Below are 15,342 nucleotides of genomic sequence, written 5' to 3'. Positions count from 1 at the left end.
GGTGCCCGTGCTCAGGCCGCCACACCGTCCCGGCGCATCGCTGCGATCTCGTCGTCCGCCATCCCCACGGCACGCAGCAGCGCTTCGGTGTGCTGTCCGAGCGCGGGCACATCACCCATCCGTGCCTCGTCCCCGCCCGGCAGCGTGATGGGAGGCAGCAGCGCCTTCAGCGGCCCGGCCGGCGACCCCACCTGACGCCACCGCTCCCGGGCCGCCAGCTGCGGATGCGCCGCCAGCTCGTGCAGATCCCGGAGCCGGGCACAGGCGATGCCCGCCTTCTCCAGCCGGGTCATTGCCTCCTCGGCATCCAGCACACCGAGCGCCCGCGCCACCAACGCGTCCGTCTTCCCCCGGTTCGCGACGCGTGACGCGTTCGTCGCATACATCTGATCCATCCCCAATTCGGGGCGTTCTATGACCTGTTCGGCCAGCCGCCGCCACTCCCGGTCGTTCTGCACGGACAGCAGGACCCGCCCGCCGTCCGCCGTCGGATAGGCGTCGTACGGCGCGATGACGGCGTGCGCGAGCCCGGTGCGCGCGGGCGGCTCGCCGCCGTGCAGCGCATGGTGGAGCGGATGCCCCACCCACTCGGCGAGCGCCTCCAGCATGGACACCTCCACCGCCCCGCCCCGCCCGGTCGTCCCGCGCCGCACGAGGGCCGCCAGGACGCCCGAGAACGCGTACATGGCCGCCGCGATGTCCGCCGCCGGGATCCCCGCCTTCACCGGCTGCTCCGGCGTCCCGGTCACCGACACCAGCCCCGCCTCGCACTGCACGAGCATGTCGTACGCCCGCTTGTCCGCGTACGGTCCCGAGCCGCCGTAGCCGGAGATGTCCACGGCGATCAGCCTCGGGTGCGCGGCGCACAGGGTGGCCGCGTCGAGGCCGAGCCGGGCCGCCGCCCCGTGTGCGAGGTTCTGCACGAACACGTCCGCGTCCGCGATCAGCCGCCGTACGACGGCCAGGCCACGCGGGTCCTTCAGGTCCAGCGCGAGGGACTCCTTGCCGCGGTTGCACCACACGAAGTGCGAGGCGAGACCGCGGGCCGCCGTGTCGTAGCCGCGCGCGAAATCGCCGCCGTCGACCCGCTCCACCTTGATGACCCTGGCCCCCAGGTCGGCGAGCTGCCGGGTCGCGAAGGGCGCGGACACGGCCTGTTCGACGGCGACGACGGTGATGCCCTCCAGGGGCAGGGGCTGCTGCTCGTCCATGGGCTGACGCGTGGGCTGATCCATGGCCGGGATCATGCCCTTGAGCGGCGGCTTTGTCAGCAGTGCCGGGTCACTCGCCGCGGCTGTACCGGCGTACGGCCAGCGGCAGGAACACGGCGACGAGGGCGAGGCCCCAGGCCAGCGACCCGGCGACCGGATGCGCCACCGGCCAGGCGGCGCCGTGCGGCACGGGCGCGTTGCCGAAGAGGTCCCGCAGGGCCGTGGTCACCGCGCTGATCGGGTTCCACTCGGCCAGGGTGCGCAGCCAGCCCGGGAGGTGGTCCGTCGGAATGTAGGCGTCGGACAGCAGGGGCAGCACGAAGGAGGAGGCGCCGAGCTGGCCGGCCGCGTCCTCGCTGCGGGTGAGCAGGCCCAGAAAGATCCCGGCGCAGGTGCAGGCGAACCGGAAGAGCAGCAGCAGCCCCACGGCGCCGGCGGCCTCGGCCGCGGACCCCTCGATCCGCCACCCCACCGCGAGCCCCACCAGCAGCAGCGGCACGGTGCCGATCGCCGTGACCACGAGGTCGGCCACGGCTTGCCCGACGGGTACGGCGGCCCGGCTCACCGGCATCGTCCGGAACCGGTCCATCACCCCGCGGTGCGTGTCCGCGGCGGCCTGGAACATGCCGGTCATCAGCCCGCCGGCCGCGGTCGCGACCAGCAGTCCGGGTACCAGGAACGCGCGGTACTCGCGGCCGGGCATCGCCAGCGCGCTGCCGAAGACATAGCCGAAGAACAGCAGCATGTTGACCGGCATCAGCTGGGTCAGGATCGCCAGGCCCGGACTGTTCCGTACCCGGCGCAGCTGCCGTCCGGTCATCGCCAGACCGTCGTACGCCAACGCGCTCATGCGACGCACTCCTTGCGGTGCGTGGACCCCTCGGTGAGCCGGAGGAAGGCGTCGTCGAGGGTGGGCGGACGCAGGCTCGCATCGAGCAACGGCACGCCCGCCGCGTCGAGTTCGCGCACCAGGCGCGGCAGGGTCAGCGTCGGGTCGGTGGTGACCGCGCCGACGGAGTTCCGGTCCCGGTCGAACACCGGCTCGCTGCCCGTGAGTTGATCCAGCACGGCCGCCGCCTTCGGCAGTGCGTCCCCGTCCGCGACCACGGCCTGAGCAAACGACCCGACGAGCGCCTTGAGTTCGGCGGGGGAGCCGCTGAGGGCGACCCGCCCCTGGTCCACCAGGACGACGTCGTCGGCGAGTTGGTCGGCCTCCTCCAGATACTGCGTGGTCAGCAGCACGGTCGTGCCGGCCGCCTTCAGCTCGCGCACCGCCTGCCAGATGCGGGTGCGGCTGGCCGGGTCGAGGCCGGTGGTCGGCTCGTCGAGGAAGAGCACCTCGGGCCGGCGGATCAGACTCGCGGCCAGATCCAGCCGGCGCCGCATGCCGCCCGAGTAGGTCGAGGCCTTACGGCCGGCCGCCTCGGTCAGCCCGAAGCGCTCCAGCAACTCGTCGGCCCGCACGACCGGTCCGCGCACCCGGTGCAGCCGGGCGAACAGCCGCAGGTTCTCCCGGCCGGTGAGGTCGCCGTCCACCGAGGCGTACTGCCCGGTGACCCCGATCCGGCTCCGCACGGCGGCCGCCTCCCGCACCAGGTCGTGCCCGGCGACCCGCGCCGAGCCGGCGTCCGGCCGCAGCAGTGTCGTCAGCAGCCGTACGGCCGTCGTCTTCCCGGCGCCGTTCGGGCCGAGCAGCCCGCAGACCGTCCCCCGGGCCACCGCCAGATCCAGCCCGCGCAGGGCGTGAACAGCGCCGAAGCGCTTCTCCAGCCCTTCACTGAGTACAGCGTACGTAGAAGTCATGGCTCGACCATAGCGCACTACGTACGGCGTACGTAACTAGGATGGTGAACGAGGTGATGACCGATGGCAGTCCGAGGGGCCGTCCCCGAGGTGATCTGGGCGCGCCCCGAGCGCACCGGGCGGGGGCCGAAGCCGGCGTACACCCGCGACGACATCGCGGCCGCCGCCGTCCGGATCGCCGACGAGCGGGGGCTCGACGCGGTGTCGATGCGGCACGTCGCGGCCGAGCTGGGCTGCGGCACCATGTCGCTGTACAACTACGTCCCCCGCAAGGAGGACCTGTACGAGCTGATGGTGGACGCGGTCAGCGCGGAACACGTCCCGTGGGAGCCGAGCGGGGACTGGCGGGCCGACCTGATCCGGGTGGCGCGCGACACGCGGGCGCTGATGCACCGGCATCCCTGGGTGCCGCGCCTGATGTCCCCGGTCTACGGCTTCAGCCCGCATGCCCTGCGCTATCTGGAGCACTGCCTGGCCTGTCTGGATCCGCTGGAGGCGTCGTACGGCACCAAGCTGGAGCTCATCGCGATGCTGAACGGCGTGGTGACGACGTACGTCCGCAATGAGCTCGACACGGCGGAGCGGGTGCGGGCGCTGCCGTGGTCGGAGGACGAGGAGAACGCGGCGCGGATCGCTTACCTCGGGGGGCAGGTCGCCTCCGGTGCGTATCCGAGGATGGCGGCGGCGTTCGCGGAGGATGCGGGGCCGATCGACCTGGAGGCGGTCTTCGAGCGGGCGTTGGGGCGGGTCCTCGACGGCTTCACCCCAGGCAGCGACAAGCGGTGAACCAGGAACGCGGCGGGCGTCAGCTCACCCTCATCGGACAGACCTTGGAGGCGGCCCGCCGGCATGGCATCCCTCTCTGGCTGCGAGGCGGCTGGGCCATGGACTTCTTCCTCGGGGAGGTCACCCGGGAGCACGGCGACATCGACTGGTTCGCCTGGGCCAAGGACGCGGCTGCCCTCGCCGGTGTCCTCACCGCACTCGGTCACACGCCCGTCCCCGGGCCGCCCGCCGGTCTCCAGCTCGACTTCGCCAAGGACGGGCTGGACAGCAGCTTCACCCTGGTCGACCGGGATGCGGCGGGGCGCGTGGTCGTCGCGGGTGGCCCCTGGGCCGGTACTGCGTGGCCGGACGGACTGCTGGACGCCGGGCCGGGCCGGATCGGGGACATCGAGGCGCCGATCGTCAGCCCGCTCGCCCAGATCGAGATCAAGCGCATGATGCCCGTCTGGGATCCGTCCCGGCCGCGCCGGGCCAAGGACGCCGCGGACATCGCCCGGCTGGAGGCTGCCCTGCGGGGCCGTCAGAGCAGCGCGAACTGACCCTCCGGACCCTCCTCGTGATGGTCCAGGACCGACGCGGGACGCCGGGACGCGCCCGGCACCGGCAGAACGCCCACCTGGCGCAGGTCGGCCGCCGTGATCGGGGCCGGGATCTTCAACTCGGCGCGCAGGGGCCGAAGTTCGGCCAGCAGGGCCAGGACCGTGATCAGCTCCAGCAGCTCCGACGTCCAGGGCTGCGGCCAGGTCGCCGGGCGGATCGCCGTGAGCGTGCCGGCGTCGGACGGGGTCGTACGGGCCGCGAACCAGGCCTCCAGGACCCGGACTCCGGCCACCTCGTACTCCCAGGCCTGCGGCGGGACGGGGGAGATGCGGCCCTCGTCCAGGTGCAGGGTCTCCTCCTCCGGGTCGTAGTGCAGAGTGAGGGGGAGGCTCGGCAGGGGCGCGCGGACGTACGGCCGCCGGCCGCCGGGCAGCTTGGGGCGTTCACCGTCGCGGCGCAGCAGCCACAGCATGCGGTGGCCCAACTCCGTGCCCCGGCCCCACACGTCGGCGTCCGCGGTGAGCGGGACGGTGAGATCCGGGCGGACCGTCGCCAGGATCCAGGCCAGCAGATCCGGTGGCGTGGGCAGGATGCCGAGGCGGTCGGCGAGGTGGTCCGACAGGCCTGGGGCGAGGTTGGGTTCCGTGCCGTTCGGGCGGCGGAACAGCGGGCGGACGCGGCCCGTGCGGAGGGTGGGCAGGAGCGAGGTCGCCAGCAGGGGCGTGGCCTCGTCGGCCGTCTCCACGACGAACACCTGCCGCTCGTCCGCCACCCGCCACAGCTCCGGGCGGGCCGTGTCGATCAGCCGGTGATCCGGGATCAGCCACTGTTCGTCGAAGGGTGCCGCCAGCACCCGCACCGGCTCCGCGCACGGGCCCTCGGCGCGGGCCAGCCGCTCCGTGCCGGTCGGCTGGCCCGGCAACTGGCCTACCGCCGAGTCGAGGGTACGGGCCCGGCTCGGCTCGAACAGGGCCCGCCGCTCGGCGCCTTCGGCCTTCAGCAGCGCGTTCCAGCGGGCCTTCAGCGAAGCCGCGTCGGGCGCCGCCGGCCAGGCACGGCCCGGCCGCAGCGGTGCGACGGACCACGGCATGAGGTCCGCCAGCAGCGGAGCGTCGTCGTACGTCACGCAGGGCATGGTAAGGCCTGAACGGGACCCGGGATCAGGTCGCCTCCAGGGTGACGGTGAAGGAGAACCGGTCCCCTCGATAGTGGATCACCGCCACGTCCAGCACCCTCCCCTCGGTGTCGTACGTCACACCCGTGTAGTGCAGGATCGGGCTGAGCAGCGGGACTTGGAGGAGGCGGGCGGTGTCCGGGTCGGCGAGGCGGGCCTCGACCGTGTCCGTGATGCGGCTGATGTCCGCCCCGACCACGTCCCGCAGCACCTTCGTCATCGGCCAGCGGATCAGGTCCTCCAGGTCGACGCGGGCGGCCAGTTCGGGGCGGATGTGGTTGACGGCGTGGTTCGTCGGCTCGCCGGTCTTCTCGTCGCTGCGCAGCCGATGGTACGTCGCCACTTCCGCGAGATCCGGGAAGTACTCGGCGAAGGGTGCCGGTACCGGCACCGTGCCGTGGTCCAGCAGCTCGGTCGTCATGCCGGACTGCTGGGCCACGATGGCGTCCACCGAGCCCAGCAGCCGCACCGGGGCGCCCCGCCGGACGCCGGGCTCGATGAACGTGCCGCGCCGCCGGTGCCGGCTGATCAGCCCCTCGTCCTCCAGTTCCTTCAGCGCCTGCCGCATGGTCAGCACGCTCACCCCGTAGTGCTCCGCCAGCTGCTCCTCGGTGGGCAGCCGCAGCGGGTCCTCGGGCGAGCGGCCGAGTATCGAGGCGCGCAGCGACTGCGACACCTGGTACCAGAGCGGCAGCTTGCGGTTCAGGACGATCGAGTCCGGGGCGAAGGAGGTCACACGGCTATCCGTACCTTTCGATGAACATCAGGCGCAACAGAGGTGTCACGCGCGGAAGTGGGGCTCAAGTCCCCGCCACACGTCGTCGTAGCGCTGCTGGAGGTGATCGGCGCCCGCCGCCTGCGGGGTGAGGGTCACCGGCCAGCGGGTCTCGAACATGAAGGCCAGCCCGTCGTCGATCTTCTGCGGCTTCAGCTCGGCCGCGCTCGCCCGGTCGAAGGTCTCCCGGTCCGGGCCGTGCGCCGACATCATGTTGTGCAGTGAGCCACCGCCCGGCACGAAGCCCTCCGCCTTGGCGTCGTAGGCGCCCTCGATCAGGCCCATGTACTCGCTCATCACGTTCCGGTGGAAGTACGGCGGCCGGAAGGTGTCCTCGCCCACCAGCCAGCGCGGCGCGAAGACGACGAAGTCGACACCGGCCAGACCGGGGGTGTCGGACGGGGAGGTCAGGACCGTGAAGATGGACGGGTCCGGGTGGTCGTAGGAGATGGTGCCGATCACATTGAACCGGCGGAGGTCATAGACGTACGGCACATGGTTGCCGTGCCAGGCGACCACGTCGAGCGGGGAGTGGTCGTAGACCGCCGTCCAGAGGTTGCCGCAGAACTTGTTCACCACCTCCACCGGGCCCGCCACGTCCTCGTACGCGGCGACCGGTGCCCGGAAGTCCCGGGCGTTGGCCAGCCCGTTGGCGCCGATCGGGCCGAGGTCGGGGAGGCGGAAGGGGGCACCGTAGTTCTCGCACACATAACCCCGGGAGGAATCATCCAGCAGCAGCACACGGAAGCGCACCCCACGCGGGATCAGCGCCACCTGGGACGGCTCCACGGCGAGCAGGCCGAACTCCGTGTGCAGCAGCACTCCGCCGCGCTCCGGCATGATCAGCAGCTCCCCGTCGGCGTCGGAGAAGACCCGCTCCATCGAGGCGTTGGCGTGGTACAGGTGCACGGCCATACCGGTGCGCTGGGTCGCGTCGCCGTTGCCGCCGAGCGTCCACAGACCGGCGAGGAAGTCCGTACCGGCGGGCGGCTCGGGCAGCGGGTTCCAGCGCAGCCGGTTGGGGTCGGGCACGGCTTCGGTGAAGGGTGCCGTACGGATCGCGCCGTTGCCGGTGCGGGTGAACGCGGGGTGAGCGGCCGACGGGCGGATGCGGTAGAGCCAGGAGCGACGGTTGTGGGCCCGGGGCTCGGTGAACGCCGAGCCGCTCAGCTGCTCCGCGTAGAGGCCGAGCGGCGCGCGCTGAGGCGAGTTGCGGCCCTCGGGCAGGGAGCCCGGCACCGCCTCCGAGGCGTGTTCGTTGCCGAACCCGGTCAGATACGACAGTCCCGCGGCGGTCTTCCGCGTGTCCCCGCTCATGATCGCTCCCTTGCGCTCCTGATTCCTATGTATCACCGTAGGAATGTGCGGGGGTGGGCGCAAGAGGAGATCGCCTACTCCCTCAGGGGGAGCGCACGGCCTGGCCGGAACCCGACTTCAGGTGGATCCGGCCGACCGGAACGTTGTTCTACTCTCGCGGGCATGCCGTCGACGTCGTGGATCCGCAGCACCCTCGCCGCGCTCGCGGTGTGCGTCCTGCTGCCGCTCGGAGCGGCCGGCTGCGCGACCGGTCACTCCCGGGCGAGCGCGCAGTCGCCCTCGCCGGTCGGCAAGGTCCTGGACGACACCGACGAGTCCGGCCGGCATCTGCGCGAGGTCGACCGGAAGGACGCACCCGAGGTCGGTGTCGAGGTGACGCCGGACCCGCGCGACGGCTGGGACGTGCGCCTGGCCTTCCGCCACTTCCGCTGCTCCGGGCCCGGCGCCGGCCGCACGGCGGTCGCCGGGCGCGGGCTCGCGTACCTCTTCGTCGACGGCCGTGAGGCCGCCCGGCTGCGCACCCCGGACTACCACCTGCCCGGCCGCCTCGTCCCGCACGGCACCCACCACGTGACCGCGCGCCTGTACGCCGACGACGGCACCGCGTGGGCCGTCCACGGCAAGCCGGTCCAGAGCACCGCCGACATCACCGTGTCGGACCCGGATCCCGCGCCGGCCTCCACCCCCACCGCCCCCGTGCAGAGCCCCACGCACACGCCCACGCGGAGTCCCGGGGCGTCGGCCGCGCCCACGATGGGCGGCTCCCCGGTGCGATGAGTGCATCGACCACTGTTTTCCGTAGAGGAGGGTGAGGTTCACCGGACCGCAGGCGGAGAGGCATCATGAAGCCCGTGCCCCACGCGACATCGCTCCGCCGTGCGCCCGTTCAGCGCCGCAGCGCCGAACGGCTGACCAGGATCCTCGACGCCTGCGCCGAACTCCTCGACGAGGTCGGCTACGACGACCTGAGCACCCGCGCGGTCGCGCTGCGCGCCGGTGTGCCCATCGGCTCCGTCTACCGCTTCTTCGGCAACAAGCGGCAGATGGCCGACGCCCTTGCCCAGCGCAACCTGGAGCGCTACACCGAGCGCGTCACCGAGCGGCTGAAGCAGGCGCGCGCGGGGGACTGGCGGGCCGCGATGGACGCCGTCCTGGACGAGTATCTCGCCATGAAACGCACGGCGCCCGGCTTCTCGCTGGTCGACTTCGGCAATCAGATACCGGTCGGCACCCGCCATGCCGAACCCAACACCCGGGTCGCCGACCGGCTGATCCGGCTGCTCTCCGGGTATGTCGGCCGCACCCCGGACGAGGATCTGCGCCGGGTCTTCCTGGTCGCCGTGGAGAGCGCCGACACCCTCGTCCAGCTGGCCTTCCGCACGGATCCGGAGGGTGACGAGGCGATCATCGCCGAGACGCGCGAGCTGCTGCGGGCGTATCTGGCGCGCGTGCTGGACTGAGTCCGCCCGGGAAGTCGCACACGGGGTCTCCCCTCCATGCGTACCGGTCGGTATGCTCGGCGGCCCGGACCAGCTGCCCGCGCCCCGTCCCTGGGAGGACCCGTGTCCCGCACCGCCCTGCGAATCTGCCCCCTGTGCGAGGCCACCTGCGGGCTGACCCTCACCATCGAGGGCACCCGGGTCACCGGCGCCCGCGGTGACCGCGAGGACGTCTTCAGCAAGGGCTTCATCTGCCCCAAGGGCGCCTCCTTCGGGGCCGTCGACGGCGACCCCGACCGGCTGCGCACCCCGCTCGTCCGGGAGAACGGCCGTCTGCGCGAGGCGAGTTGGCAGGAGGCCTTCGACGCGGTGGCCGCAGGGCTCCGCCCGGTCGTGGAGGGGCACGGCCCCGACGCCGTCGGCGTGGTCCTCGGCAATCCCAACGTCCACACCGTGGCCGGCGCGCTCTATCCGCCGGTCCTGATCGCCGCCCTGCGCACCCGCAGCCTGTTCACCGCCTCCACGGTCGACCAGATGCCCAAGCACGTCTCCAGCGGGCTGCTCTTCGGTGACGCCTACGCCATCCCGGTGCCCGACCTGGACCGCACCGACCATCTGCTCCTCATCGGCGCCAACCCGCTGGAGTCCAACGGCAGTCTGTGCACCGCCCCCGACTTCCCGGGCAAGCTCAAGGCGCTCAAGGCCCGCGGCGGACACCTGACCGTGGTGGACCCGCGCCGCACCCGCACGGCGAAACTCGCCGACCGGCACCTGGCGATCCGGCCCGGCACCGACGCCCTGCTGCTCGCCGCGATGGCGCACACCCTCTTCGCGGAGGACCTGGCCGACCTCGCGCACCTCGCCCCGCACGTCACGGACGTCGCCGAACTCCAGGACGCACTCGGCGACTTCACGCCCGAGGCCGTGTCCGAGGCCTGTGACCTCGACGCGGACCTCATCCGCACCCTCGCCCGCGAACTGGCCGCCGCCCCCACCGCAGCCGTCTACGCCCGCATCGGCAGCTGCACCGTCCCGCACGGCACCCTGGCGAGCTGGCTGGTCGACGTGCTCAACATCCTCACCGGCAACCTCGACCGGCCCGGCGGCGCCCTCTTCCCGCAGGCCGCCACCGACAAGACCCCGCGCCCGGCGGGCCCCGGCCACGGCTTCACCCTCGGCCGCTGGCACTCCCGGGTACGGCACCTTCCCGAGGCCAAGGGCGAGTTGCCGCTCTCCGCTCTGGCGGAGGAGATCGACACCGTCACCGGCCGAGGCGAACCGGTCCGCGCGCTGATCGCCGTCGCCGCCAACCCGGTGCTGTCCGCACCCGACGGCGACCGCCTCGACAAGGCCCTGGAGTCCCTGGACTTCATGGTCAGCGTCGACCCGTACCTCAACGAGACCTCGCGCCACGCCCACGTCGTGCTGCCCCCGCCCCCACCGTCCCAGAGCCCGCACCACGACTTCGCCTTCAACACCCTCGCCGTGCGCAACCAGGTCCGCTACACCCGCCCCGCCGTCCCGCTGGAGCCCGGCCGCATGGCCGAGAGCGAGATCCTCGCCCGGCTGATCCTCGCGGCCACCGGCATGCACGGCGCCGACCCGGCAGCCGTGGACACCCTGGTCATCGAGCAGACCCTCGGCAAGGCCGTACAGGAGGAGCACTCGCCCGTGTACGGCCGTGACCCGAAGGAACTCGCGGCCCGGCTCACCGGCGAGAGCGGCCCCGAGCGCCGGCTGGACATGATGCTGCGCCTCGGCCCCTACGGCGACGGCTTCGGCGTACGGCCCGACGGGCTGAGCCTTGCCGAGCTGCTCGCCCACCCGCACGGCATCGACCTCGGCCCGCTGCGCCCACGGCTGCCGCAGCCGCTGAAGACCCGCAGCGGCAAGGTCGAGCTGCTGCCCGAGCCGCTCGCCGCCGACCTGCCCCGGCTCCGCGCGGCGCTGCGCGAACGCCCCGCCGGACTGGTCCTCGTCGGCCGCCGCCATCTGCGCTCCAACAACAGCTGGATGCACAACGTGCCCGCCCTCACCGGCGGCTCCAACCGCTGCACCCTGCACATCCACCCCGAGGACGCGGCCCGGCTCGGCGTCCGGGACGGGGCGGACGTACGCGTCAAGGGCGCCGGGGGAGAAGTGGTGGCCCCCGCCGAGGTGACCGACGGGGTCCGGCCCGGGGTGGTGAGCCTGCCGCACGGCTGGGGCCACGACCGCCCCGGCACCCGCCTCGGGCACGCCTCCGGCAGCCCCGGCGTCAACGTCAACCAGCTCCTCGACGGCAGCCAACTCGACCCGCTGTCCGGCAACGCTGTCCTGAACGGCATCCCCGTCCAGCTCACCGCAAGCCTGTGACCTGGAATTCTGCGCTTATTGCTCGCACGTCAACGTCTTGTTGACGCCGTTTGAACGGACCTAACGTCATCGCACCGCCGACCCCCAGGTGGGATGTTCAAGGGCGAACGTTAGGTATCCACTCATGCTCACCATCCTCGGCTTCGCCATGATCGCGACCTTCCTGGTCCTGATCATGCTGAAGAAGATGTCGCCGATCGCGGCGCTCGTGCTGATCCCCGCACTCTTCTGTGTGTTCGTCGGCAAGGGCGCCCAGCTCGGCGACTACGTCATCGACGGAGTCACCAGCCTCGCGCCCACCGCGGCGATGCTCATGTTCGCGATCGTCTACTTCGGCGTGATGATCGACGTCGGCCTCTTCGACCCGATCGTGCGGGGCATCCTGAGGTTCTGCAAGGCCGATCCGCTGCGCATCGTCGTCGGCACGGCGGTCCTCGCCGCGATCGTCTCCCTGGACGGCGACGGCTCCACCACCTTCATGATCACCGTCTCGGCGATGTACCCGCTGTACAAGCGCCTGAAGATGTCCCTGGTCGTGATGACCGGTGTGGCCGCCATGGCCAACGGAGTGATGAACACGCTGCCGTGGGGCGGCCCGACCTCCCCCACGCTCGGCTTCGCTCGCGCGGGGGGACCCCCACCGCCGCGACCGCGCTGAAGGTCGACGCGAGCGACATCTTCGTGCCGATGATTCCGGCCCTGGCCATGGGCCTGCTGTTCGTCCTGGTCCTCTCGTACGTCCTCGGCCGCCGCGAACGCAAGCGGCTCGGCGTCCTCACGCTGGACGAGGTCCGGGTGGAGGAGAGGGAGTCCGTTCTCGTCGGCGCCGGCTCCGACACGTCGCGGGCACACACCGGGGGTTCGGCCTCCGGCGCCGGTCTGCCCGAGGAGCCCGAGGGCTTCCAGGGACTCGACCCCCACCGTGCGACGCTCCGCCCCAGGCTGTACTGGTTCAACGCGCTGCTCACCGTCACCCTGCTCACCGCCATGATCATGGAGTGGCTGCCGATCCCGGTGCTGTTCCTGCTCGGCGCCGCCCTCGCCCTGACCGTCGACTTCCCCCGGATGCCCGACCAGAAGGCCCGGATCGCCGCCCACGCCGAGAACGTCCTCAACGTCGCCGGCATGGTCTTCGCCGCCGCCGTCTTCACCGGCGTGCTCCAGGGCACCGGCATGGTCGACCACATGGCGAAGTGGCTGGTGGACGGCATCCCCGCCGGCATGGGCCCGCACATGGCCCTCGCCACCGGTGTGCTGAGCATCCCGCTCACGTACTTCATGTCCAACGACGGCTTCTACTTCGGCATCCTTCCGGTGCTCGCCGAGGCCGGCCAGGCGCACGGCGTGTCCACGCTGGAGATCGCCCGCGCCTCGATCATCGGCCAGCCCCTGCACATGTCCAGCCCGCTCGTCCCGGCCGTCTACGTGCTGGTCGGCATGGCCAAGGTGGAGTTCGGCGACCACACCCGGTTCGTGGTCAAGTGGGCCGCCCTGACATCGCTGGTCGTGCTCGGGGCAGGAATCCTCTTCGGCATCATCTGAACCTCCAGGAAGGGAACGGTCCATGGCGCCCGGTGGGAACCGCGGCTGGCTGCTGCGCCTCGTCCTCGCCTTCGGCTTCGCGCAGGGGGCGGTGTCGATGGCCCGGCCCGCCGTCTCCTACCGGGCCCTCGCGCTCGGCGCCGACGAGCGGGCGGTGGGTGTCATCGCCGGCGTGTACGCCCTGCTGCCCCTCTTCGCCGCCGTACCGCTCGGCCGGCGTACCGACCACGGACGGTGCGCGCCCCTGCTCCCGGCGGGCGTGGTCCTCATCTCCGGCGGCTGTGCGCTCAGCGGAGTGGTGAACTCCCTCTGGGCGATGGCGGTCTGGAGCGGGGTGATGGGCCTCGGCCACCTCTGCTTCGTCATCGGCGCCCAGTCGCTCGTCGCCCGCCAGTCCGCGCCGCACGAACAGGACCGCAACTTCGGCCACTTCACCATCGGCGCATCCCTGGGCCAACTCCTCGGCCCGGTGGCCGCCGGCGCGTTGATCAGCGGCCCCGACATGGCGCGCAGCAGCGCCGGCGCCCTCGTGGCGGCGGGCGCGGGGGCGGCCGTCGCCTTCACCTCGCTGTGGCGCATCGAGGACCGTACGACGGTCACGTCCCGCGCCCCGCAAGGCGACCGGGTCCCGGTCGGCCGCATCCTGGGCGCCCGGGGCGTCCCCGCGGGCATGCTGATCAGCCTGTCGGTCCTCTCCGCCACGGACATCCTCACCGCGTACCTTCCCGTCGTCGGCGAGCACCGCGGCATCGCCCCGTCGCTGATCGGCGTACTGCTGAGCCTGCGCGCCGGGGCGACGATCGCCTGCCGCCTGGTCCTCACCCCGCTGCTCCGGCTGCTGGGCCGGCCCGCGCTGCTCACCGTGACCTGCTTCCTGGCGGCGCTGCTGTGCGCCGGGATCGCCCTTCTGGTGCCGGTGTGGGCGCTCGGCGTACTCCTCACGCTGCTCGGCTTCTGCCTCGGGGTGGGCCAGCCGCTGTCGATGACGACCGTGGTGCAGGCCGCGCCCGACGAGGCCCGCTCCACCGCGCTCGCCCTGCGCCTGACCGGCAACCGGCTCGGTCAGGTCGCCGCCCCGGCCGCCGCCGGTCTGGTCGCCGGGGTGGCGGGTGTGGCGGCGCCGTTCGTGATGCTGGGGGCGTTGCTGCTGGTGTCGGCGGGGGTGGCGGTCCGGTCGCGGACGCCGGGGGAGGGGCGGCAGGCGGCGGCGGGGGCACGGTGGAGGGCGCGATCGCCGTTGAGCCGGAAGGGCGATATCTGAGGACGCGCGGTGCCGCTTCCGGGCGAGGGGTGCGTAGGTGACACAGAGTCAGGTGACGCAACTTGTATGTAAATCGCCTGATTCGGAGTGTGGTTCATGCCGACGCCGTCCCTGCCCCGTCGCGCCGCCGCCTGGTCGGCCCTCACCCTCACGGGAACCGTCTTCCTGGGCGGACCGGCCGTGGCCGCGCCGACCGCCGACATCAGCGTCCACGTACTGGGCGCGGTAGCCGGTGCGCAACCCAACCAGGCAAAGCTGTGCCGTTTCTACCTGGACGCCACCAACTTCACCCCGAACCAGACGGTCACCTGGAACATTGTCCCCCAGGCCGCTGTCTCCGCCACCGCCCTCCCCAACACCTCGCTCTCCGGCACCCTCGCCCTGCCCACGGGCACCGCGATCAGCGCCAACCTGGTGCTGCCCGGCGGTCAGTACAAACTCAGCTGGAACGTCCCGGGCGTCACCGGCGCGGCCAAGAGCAAGATCCTGAGCATCCACTGCTCGAACACGGTGGGCAGGCCGAACGGCGGCCCGCCGGCCGGTGCGGGCGGCCTGGCCCGCAGCGAGGCCTTCACCCCGGTCGTCGGCGCCGCCGCCGTGGGCCTGGCCGCCGTCGGCACAGCGGTCTGGTTCCGCCTCCGCCGCCGCTCGCATGGTGCCGCGTAACCACCCTCGCAGGCCCTCGCCACCCCCGCGCCCGGACGCCCCACCCGACCCGGGGTCACCGACCGACCTCGTCGGCCGACCCGGCCTCGACCGCCCGGCCGACTCGGGGCCCTTGGCCGGCTCCGGCGGCCCGCCCGGCCGGGCGGGCTCGGGCCGGCGGGGTGACTCGGGCGCTTCACACGGCGCACGGCGTGGGGCGGCCGGGTCGAGGGCTTCGGCCGATTCCGGTGGCTCCGTCGGGCGGGGTGGCTCGGCCCTGCGCACCGCTTCGGTTCGGTCGGCCGCCGGGCGCACCGCCGCCGGCCGGAGCGCCGCTTCCGCCCGTGACGGCGCGCCCGTCCGGTCCGACGTGCCTGCCGGGCGTACGGCTGTGGCTCCGCCTACGGCTGCGCGTGTGGCTGCTTCTGGCTGGGGCGCCGTCTCCGTCCGGTCTGGTGTCTCTGGTCGAGTCGGCGCGCCCGCCCGTGACGGCG

Annotated in this window: 13 protein-coding genes and 1 pseudogene; 8 read left to right on the top strand and 6 right to left on the bottom strand. The window is 72.6% G+C overall.

Annotated features, from left to right (window positions below; genetic code table 11):
• Positions 1–11 precede the first annotated feature (11 nt).
• Genes LE548_RS20590 through LE548_RS20580 form a run of 3 tightly spaced genes read right to left on the bottom strand, consistent with a single transcriptional unit; the run spans position 12 to position 3,014 of the window.
• A complete protein-coding gene (locus tag LE548_RS20590) occupies positions 12–1,235 on the bottom strand; it encodes a CaiB/BaiF CoA transferase family protein (protein ID WP_374116145.1) in 1,224 nt (407 codons plus the stop codon).
• Positions 1,236–1,281: 46 nt separating this feature from the next.
• Positions 1,282–2,061, bottom strand: a complete 780-nt coding sequence (locus tag LE548_RS20585; protein ID WP_225098364.1) for an ABC transporter permease — start codon at positions 2,059–2,061, stop codon at positions 1,282–1,284.
• A complete protein-coding gene (locus LE548_RS20580; RefSeq protein ID WP_225098363.1) occupies positions 2,058–3,014 on the bottom strand; it encodes an ATP-binding cassette domain-containing protein in 957 nt (318 codons plus the stop codon). The genes LE548_RS20585 and LE548_RS20580 overlap by 4 nt, the downstream gene beginning before the upstream one ends.
• A 63-nt stretch (positions 3,015–3,077) precedes the next feature.
• Between LE548_RS20580 and LE548_RS20575 the strand changes: the two genes are divergently transcribed.
• Together LE548_RS20575 and LE548_RS20570 are read left to right on the top strand one after the other, a co-directional pair.
• The gene (locus LE548_RS20575; RefSeq protein ID WP_225098362.1) at positions 3,078–3,800 is read left to right on the top strand and encodes a TetR/AcrR family transcriptional regulator; all 723 of its coding nucleotides are present in this window, start codon (positions 3,078–3,080) and stop codon (positions 3,798–3,800) included.
• Positions 3,797–4,339: a nucleotidyltransferase domain-containing protein gene (locus LE548_RS20570; RefSeq protein WP_225098361.1), complete on the top strand. Its 543-nt coding sequence runs from the start codon at positions 3,797–3,799 to the stop codon at positions 4,337–4,339. Before LE548_RS20575 ends, LE548_RS20570 begins: the two co-directional genes overlap by 4 nt.
• On the opposite strand, the gene LE548_RS20565 is transcribed toward LE548_RS20570, so the two are convergent.
• Genes LE548_RS20565 through hmgA form a run of 3 tightly spaced genes read right to left on the bottom strand, consistent with a single transcriptional unit; the run spans position 4,321 to position 7,606 of the window.
• On the bottom strand, positions 4,321–5,475 hold the full coding sequence (locus LE548_RS20565) for a type ISP restriction/modification enzyme (RefSeq protein ID WP_225098360.1): 1,155 nt from the start codon (positions 5,473–5,475) through the stop codon (positions 4,321–4,323). The two genes, LE548_RS20570 and LE548_RS20565, sit on opposite strands and share 19 nt — an antisense overlap.
• A 25-nt stretch (positions 5,476–5,500) precedes the next feature.
• The gene (locus LE548_RS20560; protein WP_225098359.1) at positions 5,501–6,250 is read right to left on the bottom strand and encodes a GntR family transcriptional regulator; all 750 of its coding nucleotides are present in this window, start codon (positions 6,248–6,250) and stop codon (positions 5,501–5,503) included.
• Between the two features lie 45 nt (positions 6,251–6,295).
• On the bottom strand, positions 6,296–7,606 hold the full coding sequence (gene hmgA / locus LE548_RS20555; RefSeq protein WP_225098358.1) for a homogentisate 1,2-dioxygenase: 1,311 nt from the start codon (positions 7,604–7,606) through the stop codon (positions 6,296–6,298).
• A 162-nt stretch (positions 7,607–7,768) separates the two neighbouring features.
• Here hmgA and LE548_RS20550 point away from each other — a divergent pair, with 162 nt between their 5' ends.
• The 6 genes and pseudogenes from LE548_RS20550 to LE548_RS20525 all read left to right on the top strand — a co-directional run bounded on the left by LE548_RS20550 (position 7,769) and on the right by LE548_RS20525 (position 14,869).
• Positions 7,769–8,383 carry a hypothetical protein gene (locus tag LE548_RS20550; protein ID WP_225098357.1) on the top strand — a complete coding sequence of 205 codons (615 nt, stop codon included), beginning with the start codon at positions 7,769–7,771 and terminating at the stop codon, positions 8,381–8,383.
• Positions 8,384–8,448: 65 nt separating this feature from the next.
• Entirely contained in the window at positions 8,449–9,066 is a 618-nt protein-coding gene (locus tag LE548_RS20545; protein ID WP_225098356.1) for a TetR/AcrR family transcriptional regulator, read from the top strand.
• 102 nt (positions 9,067–9,168) lie between these two features.
• The gene (locus LE548_RS20540) at positions 9,169–11,400 is read left to right on the top strand and encodes a molybdopterin oxidoreductase family protein (protein WP_225098355.1); all 2,232 of its coding nucleotides are present in this window, start codon (positions 9,169–9,171) and stop codon (positions 11,398–11,400) included.
• 124 nt (positions 11,401–11,524) lie between these two features.
• Positions 11,525–12,942 (top strand): annotated as a pseudogene (locus tag LE548_RS20535) (CitMHS family transporter).
• Positions 12,943–12,964: 22 nt separating this feature from the next.
• Positions 12,965–14,203 (top strand): MFS transporter, encoded by a 1,239-nt coding sequence (locus tag LE548_RS20530; protein ID WP_225098354.1) that lies wholly within the window; start codon positions 12,965–12,967, stop codon positions 14,201–14,203.
• Between the two features lie 96 nt (positions 14,204–14,299).
• Entirely contained in the window at positions 14,300–14,869 is a 570-nt protein-coding gene (locus LE548_RS20525; RefSeq protein ID WP_225098353.1) for a hypothetical protein, read from the top strand.
• Positions 14,870–15,342: the final 473 nt, after the last annotated feature.

Origin of the sequence: Streptomyces sp. CoH27 (assembly GCF_020181035.1) — a bacterium.
Taxonomy (GTDB): domain Bacteria; phylum Actinomycetota; class Actinomycetes; order Streptomycetales; family Streptomycetaceae; genus Streptomyces; species Streptomyces camelliae.
Note: the sequence above shows the minus strand (reverse complement) of the source record. Positions and strands in the feature narration are given on the sequence as shown.

Bases quoted from the DNA above. Each gene is read 5' to 3' on its own strand.
- LE548_RS20585 (WP_225098364.1), bottom strand. From the start codon at position 2,061: ATGAGCGCGTTGGCGTACGACGGTCTGGCGATGACCGGACGGCAGCTG.
- hmgA (WP_225098358.1), bottom strand. From the start codon at position 7,606: ATGAGCGGGGACACGCGGAAGACCGCCGCGGGACTGTCGTATCTGACC.
- LE548_RS20565 (WP_225098360.1), bottom strand. From the start codon at position 5,475: ATGCCCTGCGTGACGTACGACGACGCTCCGCTGCTGGCGGACCTCATG.
- LE548_RS20530 (WP_225098354.1), top strand. From the start codon at position 12,965: ATGGCGCCCGGTGGGAACCGCGGCTGGCTGCTGCGCCTCGTCCTCGCC.
- LE548_RS20575 (WP_225098362.1), top strand. From the start codon at position 3,078: ATGGCAGTCCGAGGGGCCGTCCCCGAGGTGATCTGGGCGCGCCCCGAG.
- LE548_RS20525 (WP_225098353.1), top strand. From the start codon at position 14,300: ATGCCGACGCCGTCCCTGCCCCGTCGCGCCGCCGCCTGGTCGGCCCTC.
- LE548_RS20545 (WP_225098356.1), top strand. From the start codon at position 8,449: ATGAAGCCCGTGCCCCACGCGACATCGCTCCGCCGTGCGCCCGTTCAG.
- LE548_RS20590 (WP_374116145.1), bottom strand. From the start codon at position 1,235: ATGGATCAGCCCACGCGTCAGCCCATGGACGAGCAGCAGCCCCTGCCC.
- LE548_RS20580 (WP_225098363.1), bottom strand. From the start codon at position 3,014: ATGACTTCTACGTACGCTGTACTCAGTGAAGGGCTGGAGAAGCGCTTC.
- LE548_RS20550 (WP_225098357.1), top strand. From the start codon at position 7,769: ATGCCGTCGACGTCGTGGATCCGCAGCACCCTCGCCGCGCTCGCGGTG.